Source organism: Xylophilus rhododendri, assembly GCF_009906855.1.
Classification (GTDB): Bacteria; Pseudomonadota; Gammaproteobacteria; order Burkholderiales; family Burkholderiaceae_C; genus Xylophilus; species Xylophilus rhododendri.
The window spans coordinates 4,499,225-4,518,283 of sequence record NZ_CP047650.1; the positions used below are offsets into that span (position 1 = coordinate 4,499,225).

Annotated in this window: 17 protein-coding genes; 10 read left to right on the forward strand and 7 right to left on the reverse strand. The window is 69.7% G+C overall.

From position 1 onward, the window contains the following. Position 1 precedes the first annotated feature (1 nt). The 6 genes from gsiD to GT347_RS20860 are packed head-to-tail and all read right to left on the reverse strand — an operon-like array spanning position 2 to position 7,234. Positions 2-883 (reverse strand): glutathione ABC transporter permease GsiD, encoded by an 882-nt coding sequence (gene gsiD / locus GT347_RS20835; RefSeq protein WP_160554019.1) that lies wholly within the window; start codon positions 881-883, stop codon positions 2-4. Then, entirely contained in the window at positions 884-1,804 is a 921-nt protein-coding gene (gene gsiC, locus GT347_RS20840) for a glutathione ABC transporter permease GsiC (RefSeq protein WP_160554020.1), read from the reverse strand. Positions 1,805-1,833: 29 nt separating this feature from the next. After that, a complete protein-coding gene (gene gsiB / locus GT347_RS20845) occupies positions 1,834-3,393 on the reverse strand; it encodes a glutathione ABC transporter substrate-binding protein GsiB (protein ID WP_160554021.1) in 1,560 nt (519 codons plus the stop codon). 48 nt (positions 3,394-3,441) lie between these two features. Beyond that, positions 3,442-5,313, reverse strand: coding sequence for a dipeptide ABC transporter ATP-binding protein (locus tag GT347_RS20850; protein ID WP_160554022.1), 1,872 nt, complete (start codon positions 5,311-5,313; stop codon positions 3,442-3,444). Continuing rightward, entirely contained in the window at positions 5,310-6,308 is a 999-nt protein-coding gene (locus GT347_RS20855) for an isoaspartyl peptidase/L-asparaginase family protein (protein ID WP_160554023.1), read from the reverse strand. Before GT347_RS20855 ends, GT347_RS20850 begins: the two co-directional genes overlap by 4 nt. After that, positions 6,305-7,234 (reverse strand): MurR/RpiR family transcriptional regulator, encoded by a 930-nt coding sequence (locus tag GT347_RS20860; protein WP_160554024.1) that lies wholly within the window; start codon positions 7,232-7,234, stop codon positions 6,305-6,307. The genes GT347_RS20855 and GT347_RS20860 overlap by 4 nt, the downstream gene beginning before the upstream one ends. Positions 7,235-7,379: 145 nt before the next feature. On the opposite strand from GT347_RS20860, the gene GT347_RS20865 reads away from it, so the two are divergent. From GT347_RS20865 to GT347_RS20880, 4 genes are all read left to right on the forward strand, one after another. Then, positions 7,380-7,925, forward strand: coding sequence for a DUF924 family protein (locus GT347_RS20865; protein WP_160554025.1), 546 nt, complete (start codon positions 7,380-7,382; stop codon positions 7,923-7,925). 3 nt (positions 7,926-7,928) lie between these two features. Further along, entirely contained in the window at positions 7,929-8,921 is a 993-nt protein-coding gene (locus GT347_RS20870) for a CAP domain-containing protein (RefSeq protein WP_160554026.1), read from the forward strand. 81 nt (positions 8,922-9,002) lie between these two features. Next, on the forward strand, positions 9,003-9,992 hold the full coding sequence (locus GT347_RS20875) for a PAS domain-containing protein (protein ID WP_160554027.1): 990 nt from the start codon (positions 9,003-9,005) through the stop codon (positions 9,990-9,992). Then, complete coding sequence (locus tag GT347_RS20880; RefSeq protein WP_160554028.1) at positions 9,989-11,509, forward strand: ATP-binding protein; 1,521 nt, start codon at positions 9,989-9,991, stop codon at positions 11,507-11,509. Before GT347_RS20875 ends, GT347_RS20880 begins: the two co-directional genes overlap by 4 nt. Here the strand turns inward: GT347_RS20880 and GT347_RS20885 are convergent. Continuing rightward, positions 11,454-12,404 carry a LysR substrate-binding domain-containing protein gene (locus GT347_RS20885; RefSeq protein ID WP_160554029.1) on the reverse strand — a complete coding sequence of 317 codons (951 nt, stop codon included), beginning with the start codon at positions 12,402-12,404 and terminating at the stop codon, positions 11,454-11,456. The two genes, GT347_RS20880 and GT347_RS20885, sit on opposite strands and share 56 nt — an antisense overlap. A 195-nt stretch (positions 12,405-12,599) precedes the next feature. Between GT347_RS20885 and GT347_RS20890 the strand changes: the two genes are divergently transcribed. The 6 genes from GT347_RS20890 (at position 12,600) to GT347_RS20915 (ending at position 18,991) form a co-directional block, all read left to right on the forward strand. Continuing rightward, positions 12,600-13,679, forward strand: a complete 1,080-nt coding sequence (locus tag GT347_RS20890) for a CaiB/BaiF CoA transferase family protein (RefSeq protein WP_229722937.1) — start codon at positions 12,600-12,602, stop codon at positions 13,677-13,679. A 36-nt stretch (positions 13,680-13,715) separates the two neighbouring features. Next, positions 13,716-14,507, forward strand: a complete 792-nt coding sequence (locus tag GT347_RS20895) for a citryl-CoA lyase (RefSeq protein ID WP_160554031.1) — start codon at positions 13,716-13,718, stop codon at positions 14,505-14,507. 40 nt (positions 14,508-14,547) lie between these two features. Continuing rightward, positions 14,548-15,537: a Bug family tripartite tricarboxylate transporter substrate binding protein gene (locus tag GT347_RS20900; protein WP_160554032.1), complete on the forward strand. Its 990-nt coding sequence runs from the start codon at positions 14,548-14,550 to the stop codon at positions 15,535-15,537. Positions 15,538-15,548: 11 nt separating this feature from the next. Beyond that, positions 15,549-16,481, forward strand: coding sequence for an alpha/beta fold hydrolase (locus GT347_RS20905; protein WP_160554033.1), 933 nt, complete (start codon positions 15,549-15,551; stop codon positions 16,479-16,481). A 189-nt stretch (positions 16,482-16,670) separates the two neighbouring features. Next, positions 16,671-17,657, forward strand: coding sequence for a GGDEF domain-containing protein (locus GT347_RS20910; protein ID WP_160554034.1), 987 nt, complete (start codon positions 16,671-16,673; stop codon positions 17,655-17,657). Positions 17,658-17,749: 92 nt separating this feature from the next. Further along, the gene (locus GT347_RS20915; protein ID WP_229722414.1) at positions 17,750-18,991 is read left to right on the forward strand and encodes a DUF2252 family protein; all 1,242 of its coding nucleotides are present in this window, start codon (positions 17,750-17,752) and stop codon (positions 18,989-18,991) included. Positions 18,992-19,059 lie beyond the last annotated feature (68 nt).

A 19,059-nucleotide genomic window follows, 5' to 3' on the forward strand; every position in this document is an offset into this window, starting at 1 on the left:
CTCAGGTACGGTCGATCTTGGGGTCGAGTGCGTCGCGCAGCGCGTCGCCCAGCAGGTTGAAGGCCAGCACGGTGAAGAAGATCGCCAGGCTCGGGAACAAGGCCACATGCGGTGCGTTGACCATGTCGGCCCGCGCTTCGTTCAGCATCGCGCCCCATTCCGGCGTCGGCGGCTGCGCGCCCATGCCCAGGAAGGAGAGGCTGGCCGCCGTGATGATCGAGGTGCCCACCCGCATCGAGAAATACACGACGATGGAGGAGATGGTGCCCGGCAGGATGTGCCGCACCATGATGGTCCAGTCCGATGCGCCGATGCTGCGTTCGGCCTCGATATAGGTCTGTTGCTTGAGCACCAGCGTGTTGCCCCGCACCAGCCGCGCGAAGGCCGGCACGCTGAACACGGCCACGGCCACCACCACGTTGGTCATGCTGCTGCCCAGGATGGCCACCACGCCCAGCGCCAGCAGGATGCCGGGGAAGGCGAAGAGCACGTCGGAGATACGCATCACGATGCGGTCCCACCAGCCTTCGTAGTAGCCGGCCAGCAGCCCCAGCAGCGTGCCGATGGCGCCGCCCACCAGCACCGACAGGAAGCCGGCCGCCAGCGATATGCGGGTGCCCGCCAGGATGCGGCTGAAGATGTCGCGGCCCAGCGGATCCACGCCGAACCAGTGCGTGGCCGAGGGCCCGCTGTTGAGCATGTCGTAGTCGAAGTAGTTCTCGGCGTCGAAGGGCACGATCCACGGTGCGAACACCGCGACGAAGACCAGCAGCAGCACGAAGAAGGCGGCGACGATGCCGACCGGCTGCTTCTTGAAGCGGCGCCAGCATTCGCCCCATGGGGTGCGGACCTTGCCGGCGTTGGTGGGGGTGACGGCGCTCATTTACTTGTACCGGATGGTGGGGTTGATGTAGCCGTAGAGCACGTCCACCACCAGGTTGATCAGGATGAATTCGAGGGAGAACAGCAGCACCAGGGTCTGGATCACCGGGTAGTCGCGCATCTGCACCGAATCCACCAGCAGCCGGCCCAGGCCCGGCCAGTTGAAGACCGCCTCCACCACGATGGAGCCGCCCAGCAGGAAGCCGAACTGCAGGCCCATCATGGTGACGACGGGGATCAGCGCATTGCGCAGCGTGTGCTTGAGGATCACGCCGCGTTCGTTCACGCCCTTGGCGCGAGCGGTGCGCACGAAGTCCTCCTGGATCACTTCCACGAAGGAGGCGCGGGTGAAACGCGCCATCACGGCAGCGACTGCCGCGCCCAGCGTCAGCGAGGGCAGGATGTAGTGCTTCCAGGTGGCCGCGCCCACGGTGGGCAGCCAGCCCAGCTGCACCGAGAACACCTGCATCAGCAGCATGCCCAGCGCGAAGGCGGGAAAGGAGATGCCGGACACGGCCAGTGTCATGCCCAGCCGGTCCGGCCAGCGGTTGCGGTAGACGGCCGAGACGATGCCGATGCCCATGCCGAAGATCACCGACCAGACCATGCTGGTGATGGTCAGCATCAGCGTCGGGCCGAAGCGTTCGGCGATTTCGGTGGACACCGGCCGGCGCGAGCGGATCGAGGTGCCGAAGTCGCCCTGCAGCATGTGGCCGAAGAAGCTCACGAACTGCTTGGGCAGGGGCTGGTCCAGGCCCAGCTGGGCGCGGACCATGGCCACCGTCTTGTCGTCGGCCTCCTGGCCGGCGGCGAGCCGGGCGGGGTCGCCCGGCAGCATGTGGACGAACAGGAACACCAGCACCGCCACGATGAGCAGCGTGGGCACCAGGCCCATCAGTCGTTTCAGGAAATAGTTCAGCATTGCGGTGCAGGTGTCGCTCGGATCAACTCTTACTTGACAGCGATTTCGTCGCTGTTGATGTTGCCGTCAGGCATGACGTAGACACCGGAGAGGCGCTTGGCATGGGCGGCCAGGTTCTGCTCGGTGACCAGCGGCACGCGCGGCAGGTCCTTGCGGATCTGTTCCTGGGCGGTCTTGTAGAGGGCTTCCTTTTCCTTCTCGTCCACGGTCACCAGGGCCTTGGCGATGGAAGCGTCCACGATGTCGTTCTTGTAGTACGACATGTTGTTGAGCTTGGGCGCCCAGGCTTCCGAGGCGAACAGCGGGCGCAGCGCCCAGTCGGCCTCGCCGGTGGAAGACGACCAACCGGTGTAGTACAGGCGCACCGGTGCGGTGGCCGGGTCGGCCCAGGTGTCGACCTTCTCGGCGCGCTGGCCCACTTCCAGGGCCTGCACCTGCAGCTTGATGCCGACTTGCGCCAGCTGCTGCTGCACGAACTGGATCACCTTCTGGCTGGTCGTGTTGTTGTAGGCGCTCCAGAGCGTGGACTCGAAGCCGTTGGGGTAGCCGGCCTCGGCCAGCAGTTCCTTGGCCTTCTTCACGTCGTAGGGGATGGGCGCCATCTTCACCGCGTAGCCCACGCCCTGCGGCACGATGCCCTGGGCCGGGAAGGCGTAGCCGGCGAAGGCCACCTTGGCCAGCGCTTCCTTGTTGACCGCGTAGCCGATGGCCTCGCGCACCTTGGGGTTGTCATAGGGCTTCTGCAGCACGTTGAAGCTGAGGAAGCGGGTGATGATGGAAGGCGATGCCACCACCTCGAGCTTGTCGCTCTTCTTGAGCAGCTCGGCCTGTTCGTAGGGGATGGGGAAGGCGAAGTCGGCCTCGCCGGTCTGCAGCATGGCGGCGCGGGTGTTGTTCTCCAGCACCGGCTTCCAGGTGATGGTGTCGACCTTGGGATAGCCCTTGTTCCAGTAGCCGTCGAACTTCTTGCCGCGCACGGCTTCGGTCTGCTTCCACTCGACGAATTCGAAGGGGCCGGTGCCGACCGGGTGGAAGGCGATGTCCTGGTTGCCCCACTTCTTGAGCGCGGTGGGCGAGATCATGGCGGCCGAGGCATGGGCCAGCGAGTTGATGAAGGGGCCGAAGGGCTCCTTCAGGGTGATGCGCACGGTGGCCGGGTTCACGGCTTCCACCTTGGCGACACGGTTGAACTGGTTGTAGCGCAGCAGCTTGTTGTTCTGGTCGAGCACGCGGTCGAGCACGAACTTCACCGCCTCGGCATTGAAGTCGGTGCCGTCGTGGAACTTCACGCCGGTGCGCAGCTTGATGGTGTAGACCAGACCGTCTTTCGACACTTCATAGCCGGTGGCCAGCACGGGCTGGACCTTCAGGTCCTTGTCGAACTTGTAGAGGCCTTCGTAGAAGGTCTTGGTGACGGCCGTGGTGATCGTCTGGTTGGTGTTGTAGGGGTCCAGGGTTTCCGGCTGGAAGCCGATGGACAGCACCGCGTCCTTGGCGGCCATGGCGTGGCCGGAGGCGGCCAGCGCGGCCAGGCCCAGCAGTACGGAAGTCCAGCGCAGGGAGTGCGGGAAGGCGGTCGATTGCTTCATGGAAAAGAACTCCAGTGGGTCAGGGGACAGGGAACGAAAAAAGGAAACTTAGAACGCGCCGCCGACGGCATGGCGCGCCACGAAATGGCCGGGCCCGACCTGCACCAGCGGCGGCACGACGGGTTCGTCGCCGACGGCGCGGATCGGGCTGGGGATCTCGCCTTCGAGCTTGGTGCGCGGCAGGTGCCGGCGTGCCGGATCGGCCACCGGCACCGCCGCCATCAGGCGTTTGGTGTAGGCATGCTGCGGCGCCTCGAAGACGGCGCGGCGCGGGCCGATCTCCACGATCTGGCCGAGATACATCACGGCCACCCGGTGGCTCACCCGCTCCACCACCGCCATGTCGTGCGAGATGAAGAGGAAGGCCACGCCCAGCTCGCGCTGCAGGTCCAGCATCAGGTTGACGATCTGGGCCTGGATGGACACGTCGAGCGCGGACACGGATTCGTCGGCGACGACGACCTTGGGGTTGAGCGCCAGGGCCCGCGCGATGGCGATGCGCTGGCGCTGGCCGCCGGAGAACTCGTGCGGATACCGCTGGGCGGCCTCGGCCGGCAGGCCGACCTTCTGCAGCAGCCAGTCCACCCGGGCCTGGGCCTCGGCGCCCTGGGCGATCTTGTGGATCAGCAGCGGCTCCATGATGGAGAAACCCACGGTGACCCGCGGGTCCAGCGAGGCGAAGGGGTCCTGGAAGATGAACTGGATATCGCGCCGCAGCGACTGCAGCTCGCGGGTGGGCAGCTCGCGGATGTTGCGGCCGCCGAACTCGATCGCGCCCGACTGGCTCTCCACCAGCCGCAGCAGCGAACGCCCGGTGGTGGACTTGCCGCAGCCCGATTCGCCGACCAGGGCCAGGGTCTCGCCCGGGTAGAGGTCGAAGCTGATCTTCTCCACCGCATGCACCCGCCGGGTGACGCGGCCGAAGAGGCCGCTGCGCACGTCGAAGCGGGTGACCAGGTCGCGCACGCTCAGGATGGGCGTGGCGTCCTCGCGCACCGTGTCCTGCGGCGTGGCGGGCTCGGGCGGCGTGGTGTCGGCCTCGGTGCGCAGCAGCTCGAACTTGGCCGGCAGGTCGGTGCCGGCCATGGCGCCGAGCTTGGGCACGGCCGACAGCAGGGCGCGGGTGTAGGCGTGTTGCGGCGCTGCGAAGACGGTGTCGGAACTGCCGGCCTCCACCTTGTCGCCGCGGTACATCACCAGCACCCGGTCGGCGATCTCGGCCACCACGCCCATGTCGTGGGTGATGAAGAGCACGCCCATCTTCATCTCCTGCTGCAGCTCGCGGATCAGCTGGAGGATCTGGGCCTGGATGGTCACGTCGAGCGCGGTGGTGGGCTCGTCGGCGATCAGCAGCTGCGGCTTGCAGGACAGGGCCATGGCGATCATCACCCGCTGGCGCATGCCGCCGGAGAGCTGGTGCGGGAAGCGGTCCAGCACGTTGCGGGCTTCGGGGATGCGCACCAGCTCCAGCAGGCGCAGGGTCTCGGCGCGCGCGGCGGCTGCGCTCTTGCCCTGGTGGATACGGATGGCCTCGGCGATCTGGTCGCCCGCGGTGAACACCGGGTTGAGCGAGGTCATCGGCTCCTGGAAGATCATGGCGATGTCCGCACCGCGGATGGCGCGCATGGTGCCCTCGCGGGCCTGCGCCAGGTCCAGCACCTCGCCGTTGCGCCGGCGCAGGGCCATGCTGCCCGAGAGGATGCGGCCGCCGCCATGCTCCACCAGCCGCATCAGGGCCAGCGAGGTGACCGACTTGCCGGAGCCGGATTCGCCGACCACGGCCAGGGTCTCGCCGGCATCGACGTGGAAGGACAGGTTCTTGACCGCGTCGACGCTGCGCTCGGAGGTCGAGAAACGCACGCTGAGGCCGTCGACCGCGAGCACGCGGTGGTCGGGAAGCACGAGAGGGGAGGTCGTCATTTGGAGCTGTCGCCGAAGATGGCGGTATGGGGCGCTTCGTCGCCGCGGGCATGGCCGCGGTACATGCCTTCGGTGTTGAAGGCCAGGCTGAGGTTGCCGTGGCGGTCGATGGCGATCAGCCCGCCGGTGCCGCCGATGGCCGGCAGCACCTGGTGCACCACGGCGCGGGTGGCGGTGGCCAGGGTGACGCCGCCGTAGGCCATGCGGGCGCAGACATCGTGGGCGGCGGCGGCGCGGATGAACATCTCGCCGCTGCCGGTGCAGGACACGGCGGCGGTGCGGTCGTCGGCATAGGTGCCGGCGCCGATCAGCGGGGAGTCGCCGATGCGGCCGACACGTTTGTTGGTCATGCCGCCGGTGGAGGTGGCGGCGGCCAGGTGGCCGTGGCGGTCGAGGGCGACGGCGCCGACGGTGCCGAACTTGCGGTCCTCGTCGATCGGGGTGGCGGACATCGATGCCTCGGCGGCGGCCATGGCGGCGCCTTCGTGGTCCAGCACGATGCGGCCGGTGCCGCGCACCCGGTGCAGCTGCTCGCGCCGGGCCTCGGTGGAGAAGAAGGAGGGCTCGACCATCTCCAGCCCGCGGTCCCGCGCGAAGGCCTCGGCGCCGGCCCCGGCCAGCAGCACATGGGCGCCGTCTTCCAGCACCGCGCGGGCCGCGCGCACCGGCCGGCGGATATGGCTCACGCCGGCCACCGCGCCGGCGGCGAGCGTGGCGCCGTCCATCACGGCGGCATCGAGTTCATGGGTCTCGTCGTGGGTGAACACCGCGCCGTGGCCGGCGTTGAAGAGCGGGTGCTCCTCCAGCAGCTCGACCGCGCGGCAGCAGGCGTCGAGCGCCGAGGCGCCGTCCAGCAGCATGGCCTGGGCGGCCGCCACGATGGCGTGCAGGGCCGCGTGGTAAGCCTGGGTCTGGGCGGCGGTGGTGGTGCCCGCGCTGATGGTGCCGGCACCGCCATGGATGGCGATGACGGGGGTGGTGGGGTCTTGTCTCATGCGATTTTCTTTTGGGGTTCGATGGCGCTGTCCTGCCCCGGCGGCATGCCCTGGCCGCCATGCAGCCAGGGGCGCAGGGCCTGCAGGATGCGGCCGGCCGAGCCGACCGCGTCGGGCGCGCGCAGGGCGACGGCGCTGGTGAGCGCCTCGATCAGGCCGAGCACGGCGGTCTCGCAGTTGGCCCGAAAGCTGGTCTCGGTGTGGCAGTACAGGGCCACGTCGGCCAGCGGCGCCAGCGGTGAGCTGGGCCGGTCGGTCAGCACCACCACGGCGCAGCCCCGCTCGCGGGCGATGCGGGTGAGGGCCACGGTGTCGGTGAGGTAGCGCGGAAAACTCAGGGCGATGAACAGGTCCTGCGGACCGGCGTGGGTGAGGGTGCGGGCCGCATGGGTGATGCCGCTGGGGCCGGCGAGCAGGCGCACGTCCTGGCAGCTGGCGTCCAGCCCGTGCTGCAGCAGGCCGGACAGCCAGGCGCTGGCGCCGAAGCCGGCGATGTAGATGGAGCGGGCCTGGGTGATGTGCGTCACGGCCGCCTCGCAGGCCGCGTAGTCCAGCGACTGGCGGGTGGCGGCGATGTTGCGGCTGGTCTCGTCGAGGGCGGCGGCGAAGACTTCGGCCACGGTGGAGGGCTTTTCCAGCTTGCCGCGCAGGCGCTCGACCGGGGCAGCCAGCGGATCGAAGCCGCGCACCAGCTCCGCGCGGAAGGTGGCGTAGCCGTCGTAGTCCAGCGCCCTGGCGAAGCGGTTGGCGGTGGCGACCGACACGCCCGCGGCCGTTGCCAGCTCGTCGATCGGCAGCGTGGCGACCTGCAGCGGATGCTGGAGCACGTAGTCCGCCACCTGGCGATGCGAGCGCGTCAGGCGCGGCAGGGCCTGGGCGATACGCTGCGCCACGGTGGTGCTCGGGGGTGCTGCTTTGGTGCTCATCTGCGCCGCGGGTTTGTAAATATGTTTACAGCTGGTGCTGAAAAAGATGGAATTTTCTCATTTTCAGGGGAGCCTGCAAAATCCAAGCCAGGGTTTTGCCGGGTGTGCCGGTCGGGGGCCCTCCGCGGCGCTCTATGCTCGCCCCATGCACGACAGCCACGCACCTTCCTCCATCGTCGCCTTCTGGCGCGACGCCGGCCCCCAGAAATGGTTCAAGAAGGACGAGGCCTTCGACGCCGCCTTCCGGCAGGCCTTCTTCGACAGCCACCTGCTCGCCGCGCGGCAGCAACTGGGCCACTGGATGGACAGCGCCGAGGGCGCCCTCGGCCTGCTGCTGCTGCTCGACCAGTACCCGCGCAACGCCTTCCGCGACACCGCTCACATGTTCGCCACCGATGCCCTGGCCCGCCACTACGCCCGCCTGTCGCTGGCACGCGGCTGGGACCGCCAGGTGGACACCGCCCTGCGCCCCTTCTTCTACCTGCCCTTCGAGCATTCGGAAGACGCCACCCACCAGGCCCTGGCGGTGCGCCTGTGCGAATCGCTGGATGCCCAGACCCTGCGTTTCGCCCGCCTGCACGCCGACATCATCGAACGCTTCGGCCGCTTCCCGCACCGCAACGCGGTGCTGATGCGCCAGAGCACCGAGGCCGAACAGGCCTTCCTCGACCAAGGCGGCTTCGCCGGCTGAACCATGCCACCGCAGCTCGAAGACCTGCCCTTCAACACCCTGGACCTGGTGCTGGCGGCCATCGCGCTGCTGGCCCTGTGGCGCGGCTGGCGCACCGGCTTCCTGATCACCGCCACCCGCCTGGCCTGCCTCGCGGCCAGCCTGCTGGCGGCCGAGGCCGGCTATCCGGCGCTGGCCCGGGCGGTGCAGAACCTGGGCTGGATCGCACCGCCCTGGGCGGCGCCGGCCGCCTTCGTGGCGATCTTCGTGGTGGCTCAACTGCTGCTGGGCGGCCTGGCCTGGCAGCTGCTGCGGCCGCTGCTGCGCCGCATGACCTCGCCCTGGCTGCGCGGCATCGACAGCCTGCTGGGCCTGCTGCCCGGCGCGGTGAGCGCGGTGCTGTGCACCATGTTCGTGGTGGTGCTGATGGGCAGCCTGCCGCTGGGGCCGGTGCTGGCCGAGCAGCTGGAAGAAAGCGCCCTGGCCGATCCGCTGCAGGTGCCCATCGCCATGCTGGAGGACCGCATCGAGCCGGTGCTGGGCCCCGCCCTGGCCCTCACCGCCCGCACCCTGACCGCGCAGCCCGAGCCGCACCAGTCCATCGCCTTGCCCTTCACCGTCGCCAAGGCGCAGGCCCGGCCGGCGCTGGAGGCGCAGATGCTGGAGCTGCTCAATGCCGAACGCGAGCGCGCCGGGCTGCGGCCGCTGGCGGCCGATCCGGACACGGTGGAGGTCTCCCGCGCCCATGGCCGCGACATGTTCGCCCGCCACTACTTCTCGCACGAGACACCCGAGGGCGCCACGCCCTTCGACCGGCTGCGCCAGGCCGGCATCCGCTTTCGCGCGGCCGGCGAGAACCTGGCCCTGGCGCCCACGCTGGAGCGCGCCCATCAAGGCCTGATGGATTCGCCCGGCCACCGGGCCAACATCCTCAATCCGCTGTTCGGCCGGGTGGGCATCGGCATCGTGGACGGCGGCCGCCACGGGCTGATCGTGACCCAGACCTTCCGCAACTAGGGACCGCCGCTCACGCCAGCCCGTACGATACGGCCCTTCAGCCGTCCTGCCCGAGTGGACGCCCCGGCCACAGACATCACCATGAACGACAGCGACACGCAGGCGGGCCATGCCGCCCCGCCGCCTCCGGCTCCCATCTTTCCCTTCGGCGACTCCGCCATGGCCGCCCAGCTGCGCGGCCATGACTGGAGCGCCTCGCCGCTCGGCCCCACGGTCAGCTGGCCGCGCCCCCTGCGCCAGGCAGTGCGCACGCTGCTGGATTCCTCGGTGCCGATGTGGCTGGCCTGGGGCCCGCAGCTCTCCATGGTCTACAACCAGGCCTATGCCTCCATGCTGCATGGCAAGCATCCCGGCGCGCTGGGTGCGCCGCTGGAGTCGGTGTGGGGCGAGATCTGGCCGCAGGTGGAACCGCTGGTGCAGGCCGCCCTGGGCGGCCAGGCGCTGGCGCGGGAGGACATGGCGCTCGCCGTGCACCGCGACGGGCGGCTGGAAGAGGCCTGGTTCACCTTCTCCTACCTGCCGCTGCGCGACGACCTGGGCGCGGTGCGCGGCCTGTCCTGCACCGTCTGGGAGACCACCGGTCGGGTGCTCGACCAGCGCCGCCTGGCCGAGCGCGAGTCGCGCCTGCAGGCGCTGACCCTGGCCAGCACCAATGTGCTCTACCGCATGAGCCCCGACTGGCGCTGCATGCTCGAGATCAAGGGCCAGGGCTTCATGGCCGAAACCGCCACGCCCAGCACCCGCTGGATGGACGACTACCTGCACCCCGATGACCGGCCGGCCGTCGAGCAGGCCATCCACGCGGCGATCCAGGCGCGCCAGGCCCTGGCCATCGAGCACCGGGTGCTCAAGGCCGACGGCAGCGTCGGCTGGATCCATTCACGCGCCGTGCCCGTGCTCGATGCCGAAGGCGAGATCGCCGAATGGTTCGGCACCGCCAGCGACCAGACCGAACGCAAGGCCGCCGAACTCGCCCTGCGCGAGAGCGAGCGGCAGTTCCGCACCCTGTTCGACTCGATGGACGAGGGCTTCTGCGTCATCGAATTCCTCGATGGCCCGAAGGCCCGATGAGCGACTACATCCACATCCTGGCCAACCCGGCCTACCTGGCCAATGCCGGCATCGCCGACGTGGTGGGCCAGCGGGTGCGCGAGATGGTGCCGGCCGAGGCCGATGCCTGGGTGGAGACCTACCGCAATGTGCTGCTGAGCGGCACGCCGATCCGCTTCGAACGCGAACTGGAGCGCACCGGCCGCTACCTGGAGCTGTCGGCCTTCCGCATCGAGCCGGTGGAGCGCCGCCAGGTGGCGGTGCTGTTCCTGGACGGCACCCAGCGCCGCCGGGCCGAGAACGCGCTGCGCGATCTCAACGACTCGCTGGAGCAGCGGGTGGCGCAGGAAGTGGCGGAACGCCTGCGCATGGAGGAAGCCCTGCGCCAGTCGCAGAAGATGGAAGCCGTGGGCCAGCTCACCGGCGGCATCGCGCACGATTTCAACAACATGCTGGCGGTGGTGATCGGCTCGCTCGACCTGCTGGACCGCCGCTTCGGCGCGACCGACCCGCGCGCCAAACGTTATGTGGACGCCGCCCGCGACGGCGCCCGGCGCGCCGCCCAGCTCACCCAGCGGCTGCTGGCCTTCTCGCGCCAGCAGCCGCTGCGGCCGGTGCCGCTGGATGCCAACAAGCTGGTGGCCGGCATGTCGGACCTGCTGCAGCGCTCGCTGGGCGGCGCGGTGCGGCTGGAGACGGTGCTGGCCGGCGGCCTGTGGCGCACCCATGCCGATCCGAACCAGCTGGAGAACGTGATCCTGAACCTGGCGGTGAACGGCCGCGATGCGATGGACGCCCTGGCCGAAGGCGGCCGGCTCACCATCGAGACGGCCAACTGCCACCTGGACGAGCGTTACGCCGCCGAGCACCTGGGCCTGGCGCCCGGCCAGTACGTGCTGATCGCGGTGAGCGACACCGGCTCGGGCATGCCGGCCGACGTGGTGGCCAAGGCCTTCGACCCCTTCTTCACCACCAAGGAGGTGGGGCGCGGCACCGGGCTGGGGCTCAGCCAGGTCTACGGCTTCGTCAAGCAGACGGGCGGGCACGTGAAGATCTATTCCGAGCTGGGAGAGGGCACGACGGTGAAGGTCTATCTGCCGCGCCTGCTGGCCGTCCCGGTCGAGGAGTCCGAGGCCGAGCCGGTGCAGGATCTGCCGCGCGGGGATCTTCGGGAAGTCGTGCTGGTGGTGGAGGACGAGCCGGCGGTGCGGCAGTTCTCCGTCGAGGCGCTGACCGAGCTGGGCTACCGGGTGCTGGAGGCCGATGGCGCCGTCGCCGCCTGGCGGCTGCTGGATGCGCATCCGGAGATCTCGCTGCTGTTCACCGATGTGGTGATGCCGGAGATCAACGGCCGCAAGCTGGCGGACGAGGCCCTGCGGCGCAGGCCCGGCTTGCGGGTGCTCTTCACCACGGGCTATACCCGCAACGCCGTGGTCCACAACGGCGTGCTGGATGCGGGGGTGCACCTGATCGGCAAGCCCTTCACCGTCGAGGAGCTGGCCGCGCAGGTCCGGAAGGTGCTGGACCTGCCTTCCTGAGCGGGACGGGCTCTCCCGCCGCCAGGGCCTCCCGCCGCAGCAGGCCGATGAAGGCCCGCGCCGCCCGCCCGGGCACGACGCCTTCCTGGAACAGCACGCCCGGCGTGCGCACCGGCGTGGGGCTCTCCAGATGCACGATGCGCAGCTCGGCCAGCGCCGGCAGCGCATGCGCCGCCACGATGGTGCCGACCGGCAGCTTGCGCACCATGCTCAGCATGGCGGCCACGGTGTTCATCTCGGCGATCACCCGCGGCTCGCATTGCGCCGAGGCGAAGCAGTCGTCCAGCAGGCGCCGGGTGGAGAAGGTGGCCGGCAGCAGCACCAGGTCCTGCTGGTGCAGCTCGATCATGCGGATGCGCTTGCGCCGCGCCAGCGCATGGCCGGCGGCCACCACCAGCACCAGCTCCTCGTTGAAGAGCGGCTCGAAGCGCAGGCCGCCCGGCGCATCGGGCTTGTAGGCGATGCCGAAATCCAGCTGGCCGGCTTCCAGCCCGCGGGCGATGGCATCGGCGGGCAGCTCCTCCACGATCACTTTCACCGTCGGATTGCGCTGCAGGAACACCGCCACGCAGTCCGGCAGCAGCGCCAGGTTGAAGGTGTGGGTAGTGCCTATGCGCAGCACCCCGGTCATGGACCGGGCCGCGCTCTTCAACTCGGCCATGCCCTGGTCGATCTCCTGCAGCGCGCGCTGCGCATAAGCCAGGAAGGCATCGCCGGCCTCGGTCAGCACCACCCGTTTGCCGATGCGGTCGAACAGGGCCTGGCCCAGCTCGGCTTCGAGCTGGCGGATCTGGTGCGAGAGCGTCGACTGGGTGACGTGCACCTTCTCCGCCGCGCGGGTGAAGCTGAGCGCGCCGGCCACGGCGATGAAGTAGCGCAGATGTCGAAGCTCCATGGGTGTTCCTCGCCTCCTATCGATGGCATCACTGATGTGCAGTGGAATTCATCATTTTGACCTTCGCTTGCGCCCCCCTAAGCTCCGCTCCCATCGCAACGGAGACACACAAGGAGGGGCAGCGTGACCCACAAGGTACTGGCGGGCATCACCATCATCGAGCAAGGCACCTTCATCACCGGACCGGCCGCCGGCATGCTGCTGGCCGACCTGGGCGCCGACGTGATCAAGGTGGAGCAGCCGGGCGCGGGCGATCCCTTCCGCGCCTTCCAGGGCGGGCTCTACAGCCCGCATTTCCAGACCTACAACCGCAACAAGCGCAGCCTCACGCTCGATGCCAAGAACGCCGATGACGCCAAGGTCTTCGATGAGCTGATCGCCGGGGCGGACGTCTACATCCAGAACTTCCGCCCCGGCGCCGCCGAGCGCCTGGGCGCGGGCGAGAGCCGGCTGCGCTCGCTGAACCCGCGCCTCGTCTACTGCGCCATCAGCGGTTTCGGCCAGACCGGGCCGGCCGCCGGCCGGCCGGCCTACGACACGGTGGCCCAGGCCGCCAGCGGTTTCCTGAACCTGCTGGTGAACCCGGCCAACCCGCGGGTGGTGGGCCCGGCCATCGCCGATGCGCTCACCGGCTTCTATGCCGCCTACGGCATCCTGGGCGCGCTGGTGGAGCGCGGCCGCACGGGTGTCGGCCGCAAGGTGGAGGTGTCGATGCTGGAGGCCATGTGCCACTTCAACCTCGATGCCTTCACCCACTACTTCGCCGAGGGCGAGGTGATGGGCCCGTACAGCCGGCCCAGCGTCTCGCAGTCCTACACCCTGCGCTGCCGCGACGACAAATGGGTGGCGCTGCACATGTCCTCGCCGGAGAAGTTCTGGCAGGGCCTGGCGCGCGCCATCGAGCGGCCCGCACTCTTCCAGGACCCGCGCTTCGCCGACCGCAACGCCCGCATCGCCCACCAGGAAGAGCTGATCGTGCTGCTGTCCGACCTGTTCCGCGCCCGCGACCGGGCCGACTGGTGCGAACGCCTGCAGGCCGAGGACGTGCCCCATGCGCCGATGTACGACACCAGCGAGGCCCTGGAAGACCCGCAGGCCAAACACATGGAAATCGAGATCGAGGGCCATCACCCCGAAATCGGCCGCTGGCGCACCGTGCGTTCGCCGGTCAGCTTCGATGGCGTGCGCGACCGCCAGGTGACGCCGCCGCCCACCCTGGGCGAACACGATGCCGAGATCCGCGCGGCGCTCGCCGCCCGCCGCCAGCCCGCCTGAAGAAACCGCATCCCCCAGAAAAGAAAGAGACAGCACATGAAGATCGGCAAGGCCACCGTTCCCCACACCGCCATCAGCACCTCGGACGAACACCGCATCGTGGTGCGCGGCGAAGACCTGAGCCGCGACCTGATCGGCAAGATCTCCTTCACCGATTACTTCCACCTGCTGGTCACCGGCCGCCGGCCGGACGCCGCCGCCACAGCGGTGCTCGACGCCACCCTGGTGGCCATCGCCGAACACGGCCTGGTGCCCAGCGTGCAGGCCAGCCGCATGACCCTGGCGGCCGCGCCCGATGCCCTGCAGGGCGCGGTGGCGGCCGGCATCCTGGGCTGCGGCTCGGTGATCCTGGGCGCATCGGAGACGGCAGGCCGGCTGTTCGTGGAGGTCGAGCAGAAGGCCCGCGACGAGGCCCTGTCGATCGACGACGCGGCGCTCGCCGTGCTGCAGCAATACCGCGCCGACCGCCGCGCCATCCCCGGCTACGGTCATCCGCTGCACAAGGAGCGCGATGCCCGGGTGGACGCGCTGTTCCAGGTGGCACGGGAGCAGGGCGGCGGCACCGGCTATATCGACATCGCCGAGGCGGTGGAACGCCAGCTGCCCTCGGTGCTGGGCAAGGACCTGCGGCTCAATGTCTCGGCCGCGATCCCGGCCGTGCTGCTGGGCATCGGCTTCCCGCTGGGCGCCCTGAAGGGCGTGCCCATCCTGGCGCGCACGGCGGGGTTGATCGCACACCTGAACGAGGAGCTGGAGCAGACCATAGGCTTTGCGCTGTCCTATCAAGCCACCCGCGAGGTGCGATACGACGGCGCGATGCCAGCCTAGACAAAGAATCGACAGCGACAACAAGACGAGGAGACAAGACATGAAGAACCAGAACCCGAAGCGCCGCCTGGCGCTGCTTTCGGCCGTGGCCGCCTGCCTGGCGAGCGGCCTTCCCGCCATGGCGCAGACCAGCGCCTTTCCCACCCGGCCGATCCGGCTGATCGTGCCCTTCGGCCCCGGCACCTCCACCGACACCGTGACCCGGGTGGTCGCCGACGCCATGGGCCGCAGCCTGGGCCAGCCGCTGGTCGTGGAGAACCGCGCCGGCGGCGGCGGCACCATCGGCACCGACCTGGCCGCGCGCGCCCCGGCCGACGGCTACACCCTGGTGATGGGCACGGTGGGCACCCATGCCATCAACAAGACGCTCTACCGCAAGCTGAGCTACGACCCGATCAAGGACTTCGCGCCCATCGCCCTGGTCGGCCAGACTCCCACCCTGCTGGTGGTGGGTGCCGGCTCGCCGCTGCAGTCGCTACAGGACCTGGCGGCGGCCGCGAAGAAGGCGCCGGGGCTGGGTTTCGCCTCCGCCGGCAGCGGCACCTCGGGCCATCTGGCGGGCGAGCTGCTCAAGCAGAAGCTCGGCGGCGAGATGGTGCATGTGCCCTACAAGGAGGGCGGCCTGGCGCTGTCGGACGTGATGTCCGGCCAGGTCGATTTCATGTTCTACCACCCGGCCGCCGTGCTGCCGCAGATCAAGGCCGGCAAGCTGCGGGCGCTCGGCGCATCGGGCGCGCAGCGCAGCGCCGCGGCGCCCAATGTGCCGACGGTGGCCGAGCAGGTCGGCGGCGGTTTCGACCTGGTCGCCTGGTTCATGCTGTATGCGCCCTCGGGCACACCGGCGCCGGTGCTGGCGCGGCTGCGCGAGGCCGGGGCCAGGGCGCTGGCCGACGCCGATGTGCAGGCCAAGCTGCAAGGCCAGGGCGTGGAGAAGGGCGAGGTGCCCGCCAGGGACCTGGCCGCCTTCTCGCAGCGCGAGGTGGCCAAGTGGGCCGAGCTGGTGAAGGTCTCCGGCGCACAGGTCGATTGAAGGGGCATGGCATGACCACCGGACACGGTCCCCGTCGGCGGCAATTGCTCCAGGTCCTGGCCGGCGCCGCCGCGCTGCCCTGGCTGGCCAGCGGCTGCGCCACCCAGGGCGGCGGCGGTGTGCTGCGCCAGCGCACCGTCACCTCGTCGGCCAGCGACCAGGTGCCGCTGGCCGTCTTCGAAAGCGGCAACCCGCGCGGCCGGCCAGTGATCTTCATCCACGGCTTCGCGCAAAGCCACGAGAGCTGGATGCGCCAGCTCCAGGCGCCCGAGCTGCAGGGCGAGCTGCGCCTGATCGCCTTCGACCTGCGCGGCCATGGCGATTCGGGCAAGCCGCTGGCCAAGGAGGCCTACCACGACCCGCGGAAATGGGCGCAGGACCTGCAGTCGGTGATCCAGGCCAGCGGCGCGGCCAAGCCGACCCTGGTCGCCTGGTCCTACGGCGGCCGGGTGCTCAACGACTATCTCTCGGTCTTCGGCGACGGCGATGTCGGCGCGCTCGACTACGTGGCCGCCACCTCCACCGGCCAGCCCTTCGGCCAGGGTAGCGCCGCGCGGCTGATGGGGCCGATGCTGTCCGACGACGCCGCGCTGGTGCCGCAGGCCGATGCCGCCTTCCTGCGCGCCTGCTTCGAGAAGCAGCCCGGCGATGCCGACTTCGAAGCCATGCGCCGCTTCAATGCGCAGTGCCCGGTGGCCGTGCGCAAGCTGCTGGCCGGCCGGCCCGCCAACTACGACGACACCCTGCGCCGCCTCAAGGTGCCGGTGCTGGTCACCCACGGCGACCGGGACCGCATCTCGGCCGTGGCCATGAGCGAATACACCGTCTCCCTGGTGCCCCAGGCCCGGCTGTCGCTCTATCCCGGCATCGGCCACAGCAGCTTCCACGAAGACCCGGCGCGCTTCAACGCGGAGCTGCTGGCCCTGGCAAGGCAGAGCGGGTGAGCCGGGCATTTCATTGCAATTGGTAACCAATTGCCGTAAGGTCCCGGCACAGAGACAGTCAGATCCGATCTTTTGCCGACCTTTGCGATGACCCAGGCTTCGAAGCACCGTATCCGCCCGAGAGGTTTTTTCACTGTCGCCGAAAACGCCGTGCCCGGCGGCCAGCCGCCGCGCGCCTAGGCCATGGCCATGTCGCAGCGGGACCGGGACCGGGAGCGCCTGGAGCTGGCCCTGGATGCGGCCGGGCTCGACCTGTGGGAGAACAACCTGGTCACCGGCGAGGTGATCCAGCACGCCGCCCGCACCTTCCGTGAACTGGGCTATCCCGACGAGGAGGTGCCGCAGCTGGTGGCCAACTCCCTCGACCTGGTGCACGAGGATGACCGCGACCGGCTGGGCACCGCGCTCGGCGAACTGCTCGCGGGCAGCACGGCCGACTACCGCTGCGAATTCCGCCTGCGCGCCCGCACCGGCGACTGGGTCTGGTATGCCAACCACGGCCGGGTGATGGAAGGCGAGGGCGGCCGGCCCGGCGAGCGTTTCGTCGGCGTCACCTTCAACATCGACGAGCGCAAGCGCCGCGAGACCGAGCTGGCCGACATCTACCGCCAGCTCGAAGAACAGAACCAGCAGCTGCACCGGCTGATCGCCTCGCTGGAGCTGCTGGCCGCCACCGATGCCCTGACCGGCCTGGCCAACCGCCGCACGCTCATGGAAAGCTCCGCCCGCGAATGCAAGCGCGCCGAGCGCTACGGCCATGCCCTGGCCATGCTGCTGGTGGACATCGACCGCTTCAAGGACATCAACGACCGCTGGGGCCACCTGGTCGGCGACCATGTGATCTGCGCGGCGGCCGAGCTGTGCCGCCAGGGCATCCGCCAGGGCGTGGACATCGCCGCGCGCCTGGGCGGCGAGGAGTTCGTGCTGCTGCTGCCCGAGACCGACGGCCGTGGCGCCATGGCCCTGGCCGACAAGCTGCGCCTGGCCATGGCCGGCCACTGCGTGGCCGACGGCGACGGCCAGCCGGTGCCCTTCACCGTCAGCATCGGCGTGGCCTCCTTCGAGCCGGGACTGAGCCACATGCAGCTGCTGCACCATGCCGACAAGGCGCTCTACCGCGCCAAGCACCAGGGCCGCAACCGCGTGCACCGGTTCGAGGACGTGGCGGCCGGCTAGCCCACTGACAGACGGAGGGTGAGCGGCACCTACGCGGCAGCGCCGGGCCGGGACTTAAGGTCGTGCAAAACGACGATAACAAGGCCCGATCCGTGACCCACCATGCCCGCTCGCTCCCTCCCGCGCCCGACCTGCGCCAGCCCGTCCTGCTGAAGGCCAAGAACCTCAAGATGGCCACTTCCGCCCACGCCTATGTGCGGGGCAACACCCTCAAGTTCTACGAGTGGCTGGACAGCGCCGGCACCACCCTGCCGGAAGGTCCCTCGATCTGGATCTGCGGCGACTGCCATGTCGGCAACCTCGGGCCCATCGCCAACGCCAGGGGCAAGGCCAAGATCCAGGTGCGCGATTTCGACCAGACCGTCATCGGCAACCCGGCCCATGACCTCGTGCGCCTGGCGCTGTCGCTGTCCATGGCCGCGCGCAGTTCGGACCTGCCCGGCGTGGTCACCGCCCGCATGGTCGAGCAGATCGCCGAAGGCTACGAATCCGCCTTCGACCCGGCCGACGAACTGCAGGAACACACCCGCCCCGATGCCGTGCAGGTGGCCTTGAAGAGCGCCCAGCAGCGCACCTGGCGCCACCTGGCCGAGGAACGCACCCAGGGCAAGACCGTGGCGATACCGCTGGGCAAACGCTTCTGGCCGGTGTCCGGCAAGGAGCGCAAGGCCATCCGCGAACTGTTCGACGACGAGGTGGTCAGCGCGCTGGTGGCCCGGCTGAAGAACCGCGACAGCGATGCCAAGGTGCAGTTCCTGGACGTGGCGTACTGGATGAAGGGCTGCAGCTCGCTGGGCAACCTGCGCTACGCGGTGCTGCTGGACGTGGGCGGCCAGGCCTCCACCGGCCAGGACATCTGCCTGATCGACGTGAAGGAGGCCATCAAGGCCGCCGCGCCGCGCGCCGCATCGGCCGGGCAGCCGCGCGACAACGGCCTGCGGGTGATGGACGGCGCCCAGCGCATGTCGCCCAACCTCGGCGGCCGCATGGCCGCGGCCCATGTGCTGGGCCGTGCGGTGGTGCTGCGCGAGCTGCTGCCGCAGGACCTGAAGCTGGAGTTCGAACGGGTCGACCAGCGCGAGGCCATGCGCGCCGCCCGTTTCCTGGCCCATGTGGTCGGCCGCGCCCATGCCCGGCAGATGAACGAGGCCGAACGCCAGCGCTGGAGGACCGAGCTGGGACGCGGGCGCAGGAGCAGCCTGGACGCGCCGGCCTGGCTGTGGAACAGCACGGTGGACCTGATCGCCCTGCACGAACGCGCCTACCTGGATCACTGCCGCCGTTACGCGATGGAGACACTCGCGGTGGGCGATGTCGAGGCCCTGCTGAACTGACGCGGGCCGGGGACCATGAATAGCGCGGACCTATCGCCGCGATTGTCACAATAGATACACGGATCCGG